This is a genomic window from Halorubrum sp. SD626R, from assembly GCF_001261915.1.
GTDB lineage: Archaea > Halobacteriota > Halobacteria > Halobacteriales > Haloferacaceae > Halorubrum.
This window is the reverse complement of record NZ_CVRT01000066.1, coordinates 1-15,936: the sequence shown is the minus strand read 5'-3', so window position 1 is coordinate 15,936 and position 15,936 is coordinate 1. Positions and strand designations below refer to the sequence as shown.

At 69.7% G+C, this 15,936-nt stretch carries 13 protein-coding genes; 7 read left to right on the top strand and 6 right to left on the bottom strand.

Annotation, left to right across the window (positions count from 1 at the left end; translation table 11 throughout):
- Positions 1 to 148: 148 nt before the first annotated feature.
- Entirely contained in the window at positions 149 to 2,431 is a 2,283-nt protein-coding gene (gene tmcA, locus SD626R_RS06560) for a tRNA(Met) cytidine acetyltransferase TmcA (protein WP_092564948.1), read from the bottom strand.
- Positions 2,432 to 2,563: 132 nt separating this feature from the next.
- On the opposite strand from tmcA, the gene SD626R_RS06555 reads away from it, so the two are divergent.
- Positions 2,564 to 3,013 (top strand): UPF0179 family protein, encoded by a 450-nt coding sequence (locus tag SD626R_RS06555; protein WP_092564947.1) that lies wholly within the window; start codon positions 2,564 to 2,566, stop codon positions 3,011 to 3,013.
- Positions 3,014 to 3,051: 38 nt separating this feature from the next.
- Here the strand turns inward: SD626R_RS06555 and SD626R_RS06550 are convergent, their stop codons facing one another.
- Positions 3,052 to 3,777, bottom strand: coding sequence for a nucleoside phosphorylase (locus SD626R_RS06550; RefSeq protein WP_092564946.1), 726 nt, complete (start codon positions 3,775 to 3,777; stop codon positions 3,052 to 3,054).
- A 472-nt stretch (positions 3,778 to 4,249) separates the two neighbouring features.
- On the opposite strand from SD626R_RS06550, the gene SD626R_RS16355 reads away from it, so the two are divergent.
- The 3 genes from SD626R_RS16355 to SD626R_RS06540 all read left to right on the top strand — a co-directional run bounded on the left by SD626R_RS16355 (position 4,250) and on the right by SD626R_RS06540 (position 7,575).
- Positions 4,250 to 5,545 carry a hypothetical protein gene (locus SD626R_RS16355; protein ID WP_137782864.1) on the top strand — a complete coding sequence of 432 codons (1,296 nt, stop codon included), beginning with the start codon at positions 4,250 to 4,252 and terminating at the stop codon, positions 5,543 to 5,545.
- Positions 5,546 to 5,641: 96 nt separating this feature from the next.
- Positions 5,642 to 6,985 (top strand): hydroxymethylglutaryl-CoA synthase, encoded by a 1,344-nt coding sequence (gene hmgB, locus SD626R_RS06545; protein ID WP_092564945.1) that lies wholly within the window; start codon positions 5,642 to 5,644, stop codon positions 6,983 to 6,985.
- Positions 6,986 to 7,119: 134 nt separating this feature from the next.
- Positions 7,120 to 7,575 (top strand): 30S ribosomal protein S19e, encoded by a 456-nt coding sequence (locus SD626R_RS06540; RefSeq protein WP_092564944.1) that lies wholly within the window; start codon positions 7,120 to 7,122, stop codon positions 7,573 to 7,575.
- A 276-nt stretch (positions 7,576 to 7,851) separates the two neighbouring features.
- Here the strand turns inward: SD626R_RS06540 and ppc are convergent, their stop codons facing one another.
- Entirely contained in the window at positions 7,852 to 10,554 is a 2,703-nt protein-coding gene (gene ppc, locus SD626R_RS06535; RefSeq protein WP_092564943.1) for a phosphoenolpyruvate carboxylase, read from the bottom strand.
- A gap of 224 nt (positions 10,555 to 10,778) precedes the next feature.
- Between ppc and SD626R_RS06530 the strand changes: the two genes are divergently transcribed.
- Together SD626R_RS06530 and SD626R_RS06525 are read left to right on the top strand one after the other, a co-directional pair.
- Positions 10,779 to 11,621, top strand: a complete 843-nt coding sequence (locus SD626R_RS06530) for a cytochrome B (protein ID WP_092564942.1) — start codon at positions 10,779 to 10,781, stop codon at positions 11,619 to 11,621.
- 100 nt (positions 11,622 to 11,721) lie between these two features.
- Positions 11,722 to 12,093, top strand: coding sequence for a DUF8113 family protein (locus SD626R_RS06525; RefSeq protein ID WP_092564941.1), 372 nt, complete (start codon positions 11,722 to 11,724; stop codon positions 12,091 to 12,093).
- Positions 12,094 to 12,132: 39 nt separating this feature from the next.
- Here SD626R_RS06525 and SD626R_RS06520 read toward each other — a convergent pair whose 3' ends face one another.
- From SD626R_RS06520 to SD626R_RS06510, 3 genes are all read right to left on the bottom strand, one after another.
- Complete coding sequence (locus SD626R_RS06520; protein WP_092564940.1) at positions 12,133 to 12,597, bottom strand: DUF8060 family membrane protein; 465 nt, start codon at positions 12,595 to 12,597, stop codon at positions 12,133 to 12,135.
- A complete protein-coding gene (locus tag SD626R_RS06515; protein WP_092564939.1) occupies positions 12,594 to 13,616 on the bottom strand; it encodes a DUF7490 domain-containing protein in 1,023 nt (340 codons plus the stop codon). Before SD626R_RS06515 ends, SD626R_RS06520 begins: the two co-directional genes overlap by 4 nt.
- Before the next feature lie 61 nt (positions 13,617 to 13,677).
- The gene (locus SD626R_RS06510; RefSeq protein WP_092564938.1) at positions 13,678 to 14,208 is read right to left on the bottom strand and encodes a DUF5817 domain-containing protein; all 531 of its coding nucleotides are present in this window, start codon (positions 14,206 to 14,208) and stop codon (positions 13,678 to 13,680) included.
- Positions 14,209 to 14,709: 501 nt separating this feature from the next.
- On the opposite strand from SD626R_RS06510, the gene hemC reads away from it, so the two are divergent.
- Positions 14,710 to 15,900 carry a hydroxymethylbilane synthase gene (gene hemC, locus SD626R_RS06505; RefSeq protein ID WP_092564937.1) on the top strand — a complete coding sequence of 397 codons (1,191 nt, stop codon included), beginning with the start codon at positions 14,710 to 14,712 and terminating at the stop codon, positions 15,898 to 15,900.
- Positions 15,901 to 15,936 lie beyond the last annotated feature (36 nt).

Sequence of the window (15,936 nt, the reverse complement as noted above, 5' to 3'; positions counted from 1 at the left end):
GCCCTCGCACCTCCCCAGCCTCGTCGGTCGCCCTCGCTTCGCTTCGGACGACCGACTCCCTCGCGCGGCGCTCCTCGCAGCCGCCGAGGGCGGCTGCCCGGAGGCGCGCGCCGCCGCGATTCGTTTATCAATACTGGCCGCGGTCCCGTCACTCGTTGATAAATCGCTCCCGCTCTCGGAGCGCGAACTCGGTGCCGTACCGCTCGACGAGGGGCTTGTACGCGTCGCCGAGCGCGCGCATACACGCGCTCGTCGAGACGAAGCCGAGCTCGTCGGCGACCGACTCCCACGGTCGGCCCTGGAGGACTTTCCGCACGAGCAGTCGCTCTTCACGCCCGTCGAGGTCGCTCCCCTCGATCAGCGTCGCCATCGCGAGGTCGCGAAACGCGCCCGGCGCGCTGTCGTACATCCCCGGGCCGAACGACGCGCCGACGACGGAGCGCCACTCGGTCTCGGTCAGGTCGAGGGGGACCGACGCCGAGCAGGCGCGGAGCGCCCCGGCGACCACGTCGGGGTCGACGTCGCGGTGGGCGTCCGAGAGCCCGTCGCGCTCGCGGTCCCGAAACGCGACGGCGTGGCGGGCGAGGAGGTCGCGTCCGGCGCCGCCCGCGGGCCGCAGCATGATCGCGGAGTGCTCGCCGGAGGCGTCGTTGCGGGAGGTCGAGAGGTGGACGATCCGGTAACCCGCCCGGTCCCAGAACCGGAGGAGACGCGGCGTCGCGCCGTAGCCGACCGAGAAGTAGTCGACCTCCGCGCCGAACTCGGCGTGGACCTCGTCGAGCAGCCGGGAGCCGAACCCCCCGTCCCTGACGGCGGGGTGGGTCGCGATCCGGACGGTCCGGAGCCCGCGCGGCTCGGCGGCCTCCTCGTCGCGGAGCTGGCTCGTGAGCACGTCCGGTACCATGTTGCCGCGGACGCGCTCGCCCTCGTACATCGCCCGGCGCGTCTCGGCGTCGAGCCCGCCCTCGCGCGCGAGCAGCGCGACGGCGACGACTCGTCCCTCGGCGACGAGCGCCCGCGCGGTGAGGTTCGGAGCGTCCAGCAGCCGCGCGAGGTCGTTCGGCTCGGTGCGGTAGTGGGCGGCGACGAGCAGCCCGAACGCCTCGCCGAGCAAGGCCTCGTCCGCGACCAGGTCGTCGGGGGCGAGCGCGCGGTAGGTCGCCTCGTCGACCGTCGCCCCCGCGATCGCCTCGTCGACCGCGGGCCGCGCGTCGAGCAGGAGCGCCCGCGACGCCCACGCCTCGATCGGGTCGTTCCGCGCGTACCGGATCGGCTCGTCGAGCCGGACGTCTCGCACCGCGAGCGGCCCGTCGAGCAGGCGCTCGCGGAATCGGATCGCGAACCCGCGGCCGGCCCCCTCGTAGCCGTGGACGGTCGTGCAGAACGCGACCGAGAGGGACCCGTCGAGGAACCCCTCCAGCAGCCGCACCGGGAGCGCGGCCGCCTCGTCGGCGATCGCGACGTCGGGATCGCCCGGCAGCTCCGCGGTCTCGGCCGGCGGCAGGTAACGCACGCGGCCGCCGCTCGGGGTCTCGATCCGGCGATCCGCGTCGTCCGCGACCGTCTCCCCGGGATCCGACTCGATCAGCTCTCTCGCCCGCGCGAATACCTCCGCGGCGTTGCGGAACGCCGGCGCGGTGACGAGCACGTCGGCGCCGGCGAGCGCGAGCGCCCCCGCCGCGAGCCCCGCCGCGCTCGACTTCCCGCGCCCCCGGTCCGCCTCGACGACGACCGCGTTCCCGGGGGCCGCGAGCGACTCGAAAGCCCGCACCGCCCGGGCCTGATCGGCCGTGAGGCACGCCTCGTACGCCGCCGCGGGGAACGTCGCGTTCGGCGGGACGGTCGGTTCGCTCCCCGACTCGGCGCCTCCCGTCGCCTCTTCTTCCTCCCCCGCTTCCCCCGTGAGCCCGTCGCGCTCGACGACATCGCCCTCGGGCCCGTCCGCGCCGAGCGAGACGATCTCGATCCCCGAGTGCGCGCGCAGCGTGTCGACGAACCGCTCTCGGAACCGGCCGGTCACGTCGCCGATCGCGTACGGCGGGACCGCGAGCGAGTCGTCGAAGCGGTCGCGGACCGACGGCCAGTCGTCCAGCGGGGGCGTCAGGAGGACGAGGAGGCCGCCGCCGTCGACCGCGCCGACGCACTGCCCGAGCGCGTTCGGAACGAACCGCTCGTGGCAGTCGAGGACGACGACTCCGCGGGTACGCCCCAGCAGCTCGTCCGCGTTCCGCGGACGGTGCTCCTCGAACCGGAACCCCTCGCGGGTCGAGACGACGGCGGTCGACCGGCCGTCGCTCCCGCCGCCGACCGCCTCGATCGCGGTGTAGGCCGCGTCGATCCCGCGGTCGCGGTCGCCGGCCAGCACGAGGACGCGCCGCTCGTTCGTCGCCTCGGCCTCCCGTTTCGCCTCCCGCGCGAGCCCCGCGATCATTCGTTCGGTCGTCGTTGCCGGGGGGCGGGTATGTGTCTTACCCTCCCGTTTGCAGCCCGTCGTTCGGGCGACCGGCTCCGACTCGCCCCGCGAGGCGGGAGGCTTACGGCGGCGCGGAGCGTCGTGTCACCCATGACCACGGTCACGCTCATCGGCACGCGGCTCGCGGACACGGGACGCGAGTTCGTCTACGAGGGGGAGTCGCCCGACTGCGAGGGGTGCCCCTACCGGGGCCAGTGTCTCAACCTCTCCGAGGGGACCCGCTACCGCGTGACGGGGATCCGCGAGAACGCGCAGGTCCTCGACTGCGCCGTCCACGACGCCGGCGTCCGGGCGGTCGAGGTCGAGCCCGCGCCGGTCCCCGCGAACGTCTCGTCGAAGCAGGCGTACGCGGGGAGCCGCGTCTCGCTCGCCGGCCCGTGCCCCCACACCGAGTGCCCGAGTCACGGGTACTGCGTCCCCGACGGGGCCGACTTCGACGACGAGCGCGTGATCGATCAGGTGCTCGGCGAGCCCCCCCACGACACCTGCGCGCTCGACCGGGACCTGACGCTGGTGGAGTTCCGGGCGGAAGACGAGTAGCGGGCGGCGACGAGGGCCGACCCGACCCCGAGCTCCGACTACAGCGCGGTGACCGCGTTCAGCGTGATCCGGATCGCGCGTTCGACGTTGTCCTTGGCCTTCTCCGGCAGCTCGTCGTCCGAGTCCGCGCCCTTCTGCGTGCCCGCGACGAGGTTGCCGTCGACGGTGCAGATCGCGCCGGCCCGCAGCCCCTTGCGGCGCGCCAGCGCGAAGACGGTCGCGGCCTCCATCTCGATCGCGAGCAGGTTCGCGTCGTTCCAGTCGTCGACGTACGCGTCGCTCTCGTTGTAGAACGCGTCGTCGGAGACGATCGGGCCGACGTGGACGTCCTCGCCGTTCTCCTCCGCGGCGTCGACGAGCTCGCGGAGCGCGTCGTAGTCCGGGACCGCGGGGTACACTTCGTCTTCGTAGCGCTTGCTCGTCCCCTCCTCCTTGGCCGCGCCCGTCGCGACCACCATGTCGCCGACCTCCATCTCGGCCTGCAGCGCGCCGCAGGTGCCACACCGGAGGAACGTCTCGACGCCGACCCGCGAGAGTTCTTCGACCGCGATCGCGGCCGACGGGCAGCCGATCCCGGTCGAGCAGATCGTGAGGTCGATCCCCTCGTAGCTCGCGTTGACGACCTTGTACTCCCGGTTCTGCGCGACGAGCTCGCTCTCGTCACAGAGGTCCGCGATCCGATCGACACGTCCCGGATCGCCCGGGATGACCGCGATCTCGTGGACGTCGCCCTCCTCGACCAGCAGGTGCGGCTGTTTCGCCATGCGAGCGGGTCCACGCGCCGCGCGCAAAAACGGACCGGTCGGAGGGCGGGGGTGGCGACGCGAAACGGATTTGATATCGCGGTATACAATTTATTGACCGGGTAAGCTCCTCGCAATCCGGGTCTCGATCGATTCGCAACGCTCGGCCAATCGCCCGGTTTCTCGCCCGGCAGCGCCGGCCTCGGGCGTGGGCGACTCGGACGACGCCTGACCCCGCCGAGCCTCGGCCGTCACGTTCCTCCTCGTCACGCCGCTCGCCGGAACGCTCCTCGGCTTCAACTGGACGCAGGCCGTATCGGTGGATTCGCGGGCTCCGCGGCCGTCGGGTCGGTGTAGTTGACGGCGCGGCGGGACACGGACGGGAGCAACTGAACCGGGACGACGAACCGCGCCCAATCGCGTCGCCGGTCGGTTATCGCGACTGAGACGGTGGACAGAGGATTTTATACCCGTCCGGCGTCGATGTCTCACAATGCGCTTCAGTCGCGACCGTCGGGGCCAGTCGGTCGTGATCGGGACCGTGATCCTGTTCGGGTTCCTGATCCTCGCGCTCTCGCTGTATCAGGTACAGATCGTGCCGCAGCAGAACGCGCAGGTCGAATTCCAGCACTTCGAGGAGGTACGGAACGACCTCGTTGAGCTAAGGGCTGGGATTCTGCAGGCGGGAAGCACCGATCGACCGCAGTATCAGACGGTCCGGCTGGGGACCAGCTATTCGACTCGCCTATTCGCGATCAATCCGCCAGCGCCGGCCGGGACGATACGGACGACTGAGTCGTATCCGATCACGATCTCGAACGGGAGCGGCACGCCCGAGGGGACTGTGACGATTCCGACGCGATTCATCCAGTACCGGCCGGGCTACAACGAGATCGATCAGTCCCCGACGTGGTACGACGCTTCCGTGCTCTACGTCGACGCCCGTGACGAGGGAGGTGGAGTCGCGGTGATTGAAGATCAAGAACTCGTTGATTCCGACGAGACAGTACGGATCATCGCCCTCCAGAATGAATTTCGGCGAAGCGGGACTGGCCGGGTGACAATTGAACTCCGCCCAGCAGAGAATATCTCTGAGACGCTCCCTGAAGGAGATGATCTTACAGTCACGATTCCGACGCGGTTGAATGAGAGCGACTGGGAGAGCAAAACCGATCTAACCGATAGTGCTGCCTATGATAGCGTAACGGACACAGGTGCCGATCTTAGTATCGACAACTCGAACATCTACAACTTGACGCTCAGCACGTCTACTGCTAACTTGACTGTCGATACAGTTGGGGTACAGGAAGCCCCAAACGACCCGAAACAAAATTCTGAAGCTGCAGTCGGTGGGAGGGGTGACGATAGCGATGGCAGCACCAGTAACAATGTCTGGACTGACTGTCCCGTTCCACCATCTCCTCCCGCTCAAGGGGAGGCTGGTGTTATATACATATCTAGCAGCCCCAGCAATAATATCAACGCGAATGGCGACACTGTTGTCATTGAAGATGGTGTCGCCGTTAGCAGGAATATCAATAACCCTGGTGCTGTGTTTATAGGAGACGATGCTACTGTCAGCGTGAATATCGGCGCATCGGGTGATATTGTGCTCGGAGAAAATGCACAATTAAGTGGAAACGTGAATGACGGTGACGACTTTTACCTACTTCCGGGATCCTCCACGAGTAATAATGTTGATGTATCTGGAACAATCTATTTGGACAGTCGCAATCAAATTGGCAACAACATCAACGGAGGTACAGTCCAAGAATGTACTGTCGCATAGCCTCACAATGCGCAGGCATTTGACCGACGTGAAGTACCACAATCGACGTAAACCACCATCGACACACCCATATGCCGGCCGCATGAACGACCGTGCATGACCGAAGTCGGCATCGACGCCGTCGAGATCTGGACCGGGAAGCTCAAGCTCGACTTGCCGGGCACGTTTGCCCCGGAGAAGGGCGACGATCCGAAGAAGTACACGAAGGGGCTCGGGCTCAACAACTCCTCGTTCCCGGACGTGTACGAGGACATCGTCACGATGGGCGCGAACGCCGCGAAGGGGCTGATGGACCGCAAGGGGCTCGAACCCTCCGATATCGGCCGGATCGACGTCGCCACTGAGTCGGCGTTCGACCACTCGAAGCCGGTGTCGACGTACATCGCGGGCTGTCTGGAGCAGGTGTACGACGGCGACTTCACCCACGCCAACAAGGGCGAGCGCAAGTTCGCCTGCTTGGCGGGGACGCAGGCGATCGACGACGCGTACAACTGGATCCGGGCCGGGCGGAACCGCGACCGCGCCGCGCTCGTGATCACGACGGACACCGCGCTGTACGCCCGCGGCGACCCCGGCGAGGCGACGCAGGGCGCCGGCGCCGTCGCGATGCTGATCGACGAGGACCCGTCGCTCGTCGCGCTCTCGACGGAACAGGGGTACGGCTCGAAGGACGAGACGGACTTCCTGAAGCCGAACCAGCAGTTCCCGAGCGTCGACGGGAAGCGCTCCGTGCAGGTGTACCTCGCCCGGATGCGGGAGGCGCTGGAGGACTACGAGTCGGTCACCGACGACATCTCGCTCGATGACTTCGCGTACGCCCCGTTCCACACGCCGTTCCCGGGGATGGTCCGGAAGGCGGCCCTGCTCGCGTACCGGCACGTCATCCGCGACACGGAGTACGAGGACGAACTCGCCGACGAGATCGGCCGACAGCCCCGCGAGGACGACTTCGCCGACCGGGAGTCGTACGAGGCGGCCATCAGCGACTACATGGACGAGCTGAAGACCACCGAACAGTACCAGACGTGGTACGACACCGCCGTCGAGCCGACGCTGGGGCTCTCTCGGGAGGTCGGCAACTGGTACACGAGCTCGGTCCACATCGCCCGCGTCAGCGCGCTGCGCGACGCCCTGACGCGCGACCGGTCGTTCGTCGGCGAGACGCTGCTCGTCGCCTCGTACGGCTCCGGCGCCCAGGCGGAGATCCACGCGGAGACGATCCGCGAGGGGTGGCGCGCGGAGATCGAGGGGCTCGACATCGACGACCAGCTCGCGGCCCGCTACGACCTCGCGTGGGAGGAGTACGAAGACGTCCACGACGTCCACGAGTACGACATGGACGTGGAACGCGAGATCGAGGAGTTCACCCAACCCGACGGGGAGTTCGTCTTCACCGGTTGGGGCCGGATGAACGAGCGCAAGTACGAGTACGTCGAGTAGCGCGTCTCGGCCGCAGTCGACCCGCATCTCGTCGCCCGAGGCCGCGGTAGAGGGCCGTAACCCCGTGAAAACGGCTCCCACGGGGCTCTCTCGATACGATGGTTTTAAACGACGCTAGGGTGAATCGGTACTCAATGGTAACCATCTACGACGTGCCGGCGGACGCCCTCATCGAGGAGGTCGCCGCGCGACTCGAGGACCGGATCGACGAGCCCGACTGGGTCGAGTTCGCCAAGAGCGGCTCCGGCAAGGAGCTCCCGCCGGAACAGGAGGACTTCTGGTACGTGCGCTCCGCCAGCCTGCTCCGGAAGGTCGCCCAGAACGAGCCCGTCGGCATCGAGCGGCTCGCCACCGAGTACGGCTCGAAGAAGCGCGGGTCGAACCGCTACGTCGTCCGCCCCGGCCGCCACTCGGCCGGCTCCCGTAAGCTCATCCGCGCGTCGCTGCAGGCCCTCGAAGAAGACGGCCTCGTCACGACCGCCGCCGGCGAGGGCCGCCGCGTCTCCGACGAGGGCGAGGCGTTCCTCTCCGAGGTCGCCACCGAGGTCTTCGAGGATCTCGACCGCCCGGAACTCGAACGCTACGCGTAGACCGCCGATCCGCTTTCTGACTCTGCCGCTCCCGATGAGCGACGGCTCTCTCGACGCATTCGCCGCTCGATTCCCGGTTTTTAACCGTAGAGCGTCGCTCCCGACCGTCGGTGCTCGGTGCTCCTTGTCCCGGATTCATCGTTATATATCGAATACCGCTATACGAAAAGTCGATCTGCGGCGACCGCTCCCACAGCCATCGCGACCCGTTCGGCGACGCGGCGGCTGTCGGTTCGAGTGAGGAAAAACGGGGGCGTCAGTCGGTCTCTCGGTGCGCTAGCCCGTGTTCTTCATCCCGGCCGCGATGCCGTTGACGGTGAGCCGGAGGGTTCGCTCCTCCTCGTCGGTGCGGTGGGTGCGACCGAGCAGGTTCGCCTGCAGCAGGTTCAGCGGGTCGACGTAGGGGTTTCGTCGGTCGAGGCTCTCTTCGAGCCACTCCCGGCGGAGGAGCTGGTCGCGGCCGCTGATCGCGAGGACGAGCTCGCGGCCGCGCTCGTACTCCCCGATCAGCTCGGGGAAGAAGCGCTCGCGGAGCTCGTCGTCGGCGAGGTCGGCGTACTCGGCGGCGATCTCCGGCTCGGTGCGCGCGAGCGCGAGGCCGGCGTTGTCGAGGGTGGTGCGGAAGAACGGCCACTCCTCGTACATCTCGCGGAGCGTTTCGAGCCCCGGCCCCTCGCCGACCTCGTCGAGGTAGGCGTCGATGCCGGTGGCGAGCGAGTACCAGCCCGGCAGGATGAGCCGCGTCTGGGTCCACGAGAACACCCACGGGATGGCGCGTAAGTCCTCGACGGTGCGCTCGCCCGAGCGTGAGGCGGGCCGCGAGCCGAGGTTGAGGTCCTCGACGACGGAGATGGGCGTCGCCTGCCCGAAGTAGGAGACGAACCCGTCGGTGTTCAGCAGGTCGCGGTACGTCTCGCGCGCGGCGGGCGCCATCGTCTCCATCGCGTCGACCCAGGCGTCCGGGACGTCCTCGGTGGGCTCCGCGTTGGCCTCGTGGCGGGCGCGGATCTGCGCGTCGAGCATCTGTTCGAGCTCGCGCTCGGCGATCCGGGGGTTGGCGTACTTCTCGGCGATCGCCTCGCCCTGCTCGGTGAACTTCACCTGGCCGGTGACGGTCTCGTTCGGCAGCGCGAGCAGCGCCTCGTTCATCGGGCCGCCGCCGCGCGAGATGGAGCCGCCGCGGCCGTGGAACAGCCGGAGCGTGACGTCCTCCTCGCGGCAGAACCGCGCGATCCGGCGCTGGTTCTCGTAGAGGTCCCAGTTGGCGGCGAGGAAGCCGTTCTCCTTGTTGGAGTCGGAGTAGCCCAGCATCACCTCCTGCAGGTCGCCCCGGCTCTCCAGCGCGGCCCCGTACGCCTCGTTGTCGAACAGCGTCCCGAGGATGCGCTCGGCGCCGTTGAGCGCGGACTCGGTCTCCAGCAAGGGGACGACGTCGAGCCCGCAGTGATCCGGAAGCGAGACCGCGCCGACCTGGTCGGCGAGGAAGAGCACTTCGAGCACGTGACTCGGCTCCTCCGTCATCGAGATGCAGTAGGTGTCGATCGCCTGCTGGCCGTACTCCTCCTGCCAGCCGGCGAGCTCGTTGAACCGCTCTAACACGCGCTCGGTCGTCTCGGAGACGTCGCCGGGCTCGTCGGGGTCGACGACGGGGTCGTCTTGGAGGATGGCCTGCGTGAGGAACTCCTGGCGGGCGTCCTCGTCCATCCCGCGGTAGTCGACGCCCTCGCTCGCGACCGCCTCGGCGACGGCCTCGGTGTGGTTCTCGCGGTGGTCGCGGAGGTCGAGCGAGGCGAGCGTGAACCCGAACGTGTCCACCTGTCGGCGGAGCGGCTCGACGAACGACTCGCGGACCGCGTCCTGCCCGTCGGCCCGAAGCGACTCGGCGATGACGTCGAGGTCGGCGAGGAACGCGTCGCCGTCGGCGTACTCGCCGGGGCGGACGTCGTCGACGCGGTCGAGCCGCTCGCGCATCAGGCGGAGCTTCTGGCGGTACGGCTCGTCGGGGTAGCGCTCCCGGGCCTCCTTGACGACGGTCGGGAATCGCTCCGCGTCGGCCGCGAGCGACTCGGTGAGCCGGTCGTCGATCGCGTACCGCTCGCTGTCCTGACTCAACACGGCCGAGAGCCGCTTACACCGGTCGCGGTACTTCTCGACGGCGACGGCCCGCTGCCGTTCGAGCGTCTCGTCGGTGACCTCGGGCGTGACGAAGGGGTTGCCGTCGCGGTCCGACCCCGCCCACGACCGGAACTCGAACAGCTTCGGGCAGTCGATGTCGTCGTACTCGCTCGAAATGGTCTCCTCGAACTCCTCGTAGGCGTCGCCGACGACGTCGAAGAGCGTGTTCTCTAAGTACCAGCCGACGTTGCGCGCCTCGTCTTCCGGCTCCGGGCGGCGCTGGCGCACCTGTCGGGTGCCCCAGAGGCTCGTCACCTCGGCGGTGACGTCGCGCCAGGTCGCGTTGCGCTCGCGCTCGGTGAGGTTGCGCTCGTCGAGGTCCTCCAGGTGGTTGGCGATGGACCGCAGCTTCGCTTTCACCGTCGCGCGGCGCGCCTCGGTCGGGTGGGCGGTGAACGTCGGCTCGATGAGGACGTCCTCCAACAGCTCGCGCAGCTCGTCAGCCTCGACGCCCTGCTCGGCGAACTCCGCGATCGTCGCCTCGAAGGAGTCGTGGAGGGCGCCCTCGTCGTCGGCGTTCCGGATGGCGCGGACGCGCTCGCGCTCCTCGGCGAGGTTGATCAGCTCGAAGTAGGTGGTGAACGCGCGGGCGACGATCTCCTCGCGGTTCGACGAGAGCCCGTCGACCGACTCGTGGAGGCGGGCGCGGCTCTCCGCGTCGCCGCGCCGGTACCGGATCGCCTCGTTTCGGAGGTCTTCCACCGTCTCGTACGCTTCCGTGGAGGCCTGCGCGGCGAGGACGTCACCCACGAGCGCACCGAGCTCCCTGACGTCCGTCCGCACGTCTCGATTGTGCAACTCCATACCACAGTTACACCCGTCGCCGCGGGTTAAAAGCGATGTCCCGACGAATGTTTGCCTCGCTTCCGAGTGAACATCCCGATCGATCATGCTCCGAGGGGTTAGGCTCGACGCCGGCCTCGTTCGATCGGTCGCCCATGCGGGTCGCTCCCGCGTCGGACACGCCGATCGGCCGCCGCGGTGGCCGGTTCGTCACCCTTTTTACCGATCCATCCCGAACCACGCGTATGAGTAAGTCCGACAAGTATCCGGCCGAGTCCGGCCGGCGGCGCTTCGTCAAGGGCGTCGTGGGGGGCGCGGCCCTCGCGGGCGTCGGGGCGATGGGGTCGGCGACCGTGAACACGCTGACGACCGCTGGGGGGGTCGGCGGCGGGGCGACGGTCGCGACGACGATCGCGAAGACCGGCGGTCCGGCGCCGCGCGGGCTCCCGCAGATTCCGCTTCAGGTGACCGACGACGGGTACATCGAGGGCATCTGGCCCGAGACGACGACGGTCACGCAGGAGGGCCAGGAGATCCAGGTCGCACAGCAGGACCTCGGCGGCAAGACCTACTCCGGCGAGTGGTTCCAGTACTGCGGCGTCGAGTCCCAAGAGAACATCGCTCCCGACTTCGAGTCGGACAACCTGTTCCGCGCCGCCCCCGGGAAGTACGACTGGCAGGACGAGACGTACGACGCGGGCGAGCGCATCCACGTCGACGACTTCCAGAACTACGACACGTGGGGCAACGGGATCGGCGACGACGGCGTCGGCAAGCCGGCGTCGGTCACGTGGCGCTCCGAGGACGCCGAGACCAACCTGAACGCGATCGTCATCCGCTCGCCGCGGATCGAGGAGGCCGTCGCGAACTCCGACGACGAGTGGCTGCAGGCGTCCACCGACCAGGGGTTCATCGCGTACCTCAACGTCTGTACGCACTTCTGCTGTATCCCCGACTACAAGGTGCTAGAGGAGTCCGCCCGCTACGACGCCGAGAACGGGACCTACTGCGTCTGTCACCAGTCGGTGTACGACCCCTTCACGCTCGAAGAGGCGCTGTTCATCGCCCGCCCGCGCCCCGACGAGTAACGCGCCGCTCGCGGCGCGGTTCCGTCCTTTTCCGCTCGCGGCTCTCAAGTCAGTCCCGGCGAGCGCCGCGCTTTTGCCTCGGCTCGGCGTACGTCGGTCCATGAGCGACGACACAGCGCCCGCCGACGGAACCTCTCCCGACGACGACGCGTCCCCCGACGAGACCTCTTCCGACGACGGGGCGTTCGCCGCCGAGCTCGACCGCGTCCGCGAGCTGCTCGACGGCGACGACATCGAGGCGGTCCACGTCGGCGTCGTCCGCGACGGCGAGGTCGACACGACGTTCGCGCAGCGGGCCGACGGCGACCCCGAGGGTGAGGGGCTCCGCGCGCTCGCGCTGCTCGCGGCGCACGTGCGACTGGTCTCGAACCAGGCCGGCGTCGAGCCCTCCGCGGTCGCCGGCGACGCGGCAACGCTCGCGGGGCGGGTGGAGCGGATCCCCGCCAGCACGGACGACCTGCCCGACGAGTGAGAGCGGCGACGCCGCCCCCGCGCCCCACCGCGATCCCGCCTACTCGCTCGCCCGGATGCGCGAGAGCTGGTGGGCCACCCCGGCGAGCGCGACGAGGAGTATCGCGAGGTTGAACGCCGCCAGCGCGATGGGCTGGTAGGCCGGATCGAGCCACGTCCGGATCGCGGCCCCGGTCTGGCTGTAGAACCCCCAGCCGGCGATCAGCGCGAGCAGGACCAGCGCGGCGAGGCCGACCCGATCGAGGATCCCCCGGAGGCGATCGGTCGAGAGCCGGCCGATCCCCCCGTCGGTCGACGGGTTCGGGTCGCCGTCGTCCGTCCGGGCGGTCGCGGTCGGTCCACTCGTCGCGGTCGATTCGCCCGTCGCGGTCGTGTCGGCGTCGGTGTCGGTGTCGGTCATGTGTTGTGTCGCGGGTCGGTCGTCGTCGCGGTCGCTGGCGGGTCGGTCGTCAGGTTCGGAGTTCGGTCCCTTCCCGTCCGGGGCGGGACGCTCGCCGTCCGTCATGCTTCCCTCCGCGCGTACAGCGCCGCGGCGAGGAGCGCGGCGAGCGCGACGACCGGCCCGAACCCGGGCGTGCCGTCCTCGGTGCTCCCGTCTCCTCCGGGCGGCGCCCCGGCGTCGGCGCCGTCCGCGCCGCCGGCGGCGTCGTCGCCGCCCGCGAAGTCCTCGACGGAGAACTCCACCTCCTCGACGCTCTCGTCGGCGTCGATCGTCTCGCGGGGGTTCAGGTTGGCGACGCCCTGCGTCTCGTCGATGAGCACGTCGTCGCTCCACAGCGCCGCGTCCACGTAGTAGTTGTAGTTCGCGGGCACCTCGACCCGCATCGTCACCGTGTCGGTCCGTCCCGGTCGGACCGACCCGACGGTCTCGGCGGCCTCGTCGGCGATCACGTTCGACTCGGCCTGTCGCATCAGGAGCCGGAGGTCGAGGGGCTCGGAGGCGGTGTCCCCGCGGTTGGTCACGGAGACGGAGACCGACAGCGTCGCGGTGGTGTTGTCCGCCTCGCGCACGCTCACCGCGACGGTCGGCCAGACGTTCCCCTCGGTGAAGCCGACCCGCGTGTCGGCGTAGTCGGGCGTGAGCGCGGCCACGCCGCCGACGCGGGTCGTCTCCGTCTCGACGCGCTCCCCGTCGACGAAGACGGCCGTCTCGATCCGATAGCCGCCCGCGCGCTCCACGTCGACGGAGCCGTTGATCGTCCGCTCGCCGCCGCCGTCGACGGTGCCGACGTCGACCGTCGTCTCGTCGACGAGCAGCCCCGAGTCGGCGCCGATCGCGCGGTGACGCACGGTGACGTTCTCGACCGCCGACCCGCGGTGTCTGAGGTCGACGCCGAGCCGGAGTTCGGCCGTCTCGCCGCGGACCTCGCCCGGCGACACGACGATGCCGGCGACGCGGAGGTCGCCGGGGCGCTCGTTCTCCTCGCGGGGGTCGTCGAGGGCGTCCGGCGCGGCGACGACCCCGACCGCGCTCACGACGAGCACCGCGGCCGCGGCCGCCAGGAGGGCAGATCGCGTGTCCATACGCCGCACGTCAAACCGGCGATATAAGTGCTTTGTCGACTCCGGGACTCCCGGCGTCGGCTCAGAGCACCCTGTACCGTCCCCGCGACTCGGAGAGTTCGCCCCGCCGCGTCAGCCTCGTCAGGATCTCGCGGGCCGCTTCCGGGGGGACCCCGTGCTCGCTCGCGCGCGAGACGACGTTCGCCTCGGTCGGCTCCTCGGCGGCCTCGACCGCGTCCCGGACGACCTCCGTGCGCGTTCGGGACGCCGACCCGCCGCCCTCGGCGCGGGCGCCCGCCTCGTCGACGGCGTCGGCGTCGATCCCGCCCGCTTCGAGGTACTCCCGGTCGTCGATCCCGGCGTCGTCGACGGCGCGTTCGAGCTCCGAGACGTGGTCGATCTCCGCGAACGCCGCGCTCTCGTCCCGCTTCTTCGCGAGCAGCGCGGCGCGGGCCTCCCGGGCCGCCTCGCGGTCCTCCGACTCGAAGAAGCGCTTGAGCTTCGCCGTCCGGTGCGTCTTCCCGCAGCGCGGGCAGGTCGCGCTCTCGCTGGTTCGGGGGTCGGCGAGGAGCCACATGGCCGCGCACTCGTTGCAGCCGACGACCGCGTACATATTGCGGGGTTCGGCGGCGTCGGATTTGAACCCTCGGCTATACTCAGTTGACCGGGACTCACCGACGAACACTGTTAAAATCCCAGCCGCTCGCTTATAAATAATTGATACTGAATCGACGGTGAGCACCCCCAAAGCCCCAGCCGCGAGGGCTCGGTGCGGTCGTTGCGGTCCTCAGTCGCTCGCGGTGCTCGCTCCTTGCGGTCCCTACGTCCCGCGCCTTCGCCCTCGCGGCTGCCCCTTTGAGTCCCACCCGCACGGCACCGCACAGCACCTCACACCTCCCCAGCCTCGCGCCTCGCTCGGGGCTCCCTTCGGTCGCCCACGTCGCTCGCCGCGTCCCTCGCACGCGCTCCTCGCGGTCGTCTCTGACGACCGCTCGGAGGCGCGCGCCACCGCGTTCGTTTATAAACGACCGCGTCAGAATAGCGCGTTTCGCCCGCGTGCCGGTCCCACGCCCGAACTAATGCCCTTTTGAACGCGGGGGACCTCCGTCCGCGTATGACCGAGACCCTCAGGCTTGCCACGCGCGGGTCGGACCTGGCCCTCCGACAGGCCGGGACCGTCCGCGACGCGCTGTCGAGCCGCCGACGCGACGTGGAGCTCCGGCGCGTCGAGACCCGCGGCGACCAGATCCCCGACGAGCTGATCCACCGGCTCGGGAAGACCGGCGCCTTCGTGCGGTCGCTCGACGAGGAGGTGCTCGCCGGCGACGCCGACCTCGCCGTCCACTCGCTGAAGGACGTCCCGACCGAGGGGATGGACGACATGGTCGTCGCCGGCGTCCCCGAGCGCGCCCCCTCCGGCGACGTGCTCGTCCACCCCGACGGGCTCGGGATCGCGGACCTCCCCGAGGGCGCCGTCGTCGGGACGGGCTCACTCCGGCGGACCGCCCAGCTCAAGACCGCGCGCCCGGACCTGGTCGTCGAACCGTTACGGGGGAACGTCGACACCCGGATCGAGAAGCTGCTCGCGCCCGGCCTCCAGGCGGAACACGAGCGCCGGCTGATCGCCTCGGGCGAGGCGCGCGCGATGACCGCCGAGGAGGGCGGGGCGGACGAGGGGAGCGAGAGCGACGGAGACGCGGCGGACGACGAGAGCGGTGACGAGCCCGAGATCGACGAGGAGTTCGAGACCACCGTTGAGGAGTGGTTCGACTCCCTCTCCGACTTAGAGCGCTCGGCGATGGAGCGGAAGGTCGAGACGGAGTACGACGCCATCGTCCTCGCGGAGGCGGGCCTCCGGCGCTCCGACCTGTTCCGCGAGGTCCCGACGGCCCGGCTCCCGCGCGAGGAGTTCGTCCCCGCGGCCGGCCAGGGCGCCATCGCGGTGACCGCGACCGACCCCGACGTGATCGAGGCCGTGCGGTCCGCGGTCGACCACCCCCGGACCCGGGTGGCGGTCACCGTCGAGCGGACGATCCTCGGCGAGCTCAACGGCGGCTGCGTCGCGCCTATCGGCGTCTCGGCGCTCGTGCAGGGCGAGCACGTCCACACCCGCGTCCGCGTGCTCTCGACCGACGGCACCGAGGAGGTGGCCGACACCCGCGACCTCCCGATCCGGTCGCACGCGAAGGCCGCCGAGTCGTTCGCGGCGGACTTAGCGGACCGGGGCGCCGCCGACCTGATCGCGGCCGCCCGCGAGGCGGCCGAGACGGACGAGGGGACCCGGCAGGAGGCGGACGATGAGTGAGGGGGAAAGCGGGGGAGACGGGGAGGACGCGAGCGG

What these genes read in the sequence shown, in the direction of transcription:
- tmcA (WP_092564948.1), bottom strand. Translation starts at nt 2,431, where the DNA reads ATGATCGCGGGGCTCGCGCGGGAGGCGAAACGGGAGGCCGAGGCGACG.
- SD626R_RS06555 (WP_092564947.1), top strand. Translation starts at nt 2,564, where the DNA reads ATGACCACGGTCACGCTCATCGGCACGCGGCTCGCGGACACGGGACGC.
- SD626R_RS06550 (WP_092564946.1), bottom strand. Translation starts at nt 3,777, where the DNA reads ATGGCGAAACAGCCGCACCTGCTGGTCGAGGAGGGCGACGTCCACGAG.
- SD626R_RS16355 (WP_137782864.1), top strand. Translation starts at nt 4,250, where the DNA reads ATGCGCTTCAGTCGCGACCGTCGGGGCCAGTCGGTCGTGATCGGGACC.
- hmgB (WP_092564945.1), top strand. Translation starts at nt 5,642, where the DNA reads ATGACCGAAGTCGGCATCGACGCCGTCGAGATCTGGACCGGGAAGCTC.
- SD626R_RS06540 (WP_092564944.1), top strand. Translation starts at nt 7,120, where the DNA reads ATGGTAACCATCTACGACGTGCCGGCGGACGCCCTCATCGAGGAGGTC.
- ppc (WP_092564943.1), bottom strand. Translation starts at nt 10,554, where the DNA reads ATGGAGTTGCACAATCGAGACGTGCGGACGGACGTCAGGGAGCTCGGT.
- SD626R_RS06530 (WP_092564942.1), top strand. Translation starts at nt 10,779, where the DNA reads ATGAGTAAGTCCGACAAGTATCCGGCCGAGTCCGGCCGGCGGCGCTTC.
- SD626R_RS06525 (WP_092564941.1), top strand. Translation starts at nt 11,722, where the DNA reads ATGAGCGACGACACAGCGCCCGCCGACGGAACCTCTCCCGACGACGAC.
- SD626R_RS06520 (WP_092564940.1), bottom strand. Translation starts at nt 12,597, where the DNA reads ATGACGGACGGCGAGCGTCCCGCCCCGGACGGGAAGGGACCGAACTCC.
- SD626R_RS06515 (WP_092564939.1), bottom strand. Translation starts at nt 13,616, where the DNA reads ATGGACACGCGATCTGCCCTCCTGGCGGCCGCGGCCGCGGTGCTCGTC.
- SD626R_RS06510 (WP_092564938.1), bottom strand. Translation starts at nt 14,208, where the DNA reads ATGTACGCGGTCGTCGGCTGCAACGAGTGCGCGGCCATGTGGCTCCTC.
- hemC (WP_092564937.1), top strand. Translation starts at nt 14,710, where the DNA reads ATGACCGAGACCCTCAGGCTTGCCACGCGCGGGTCGGACCTGGCCCTC.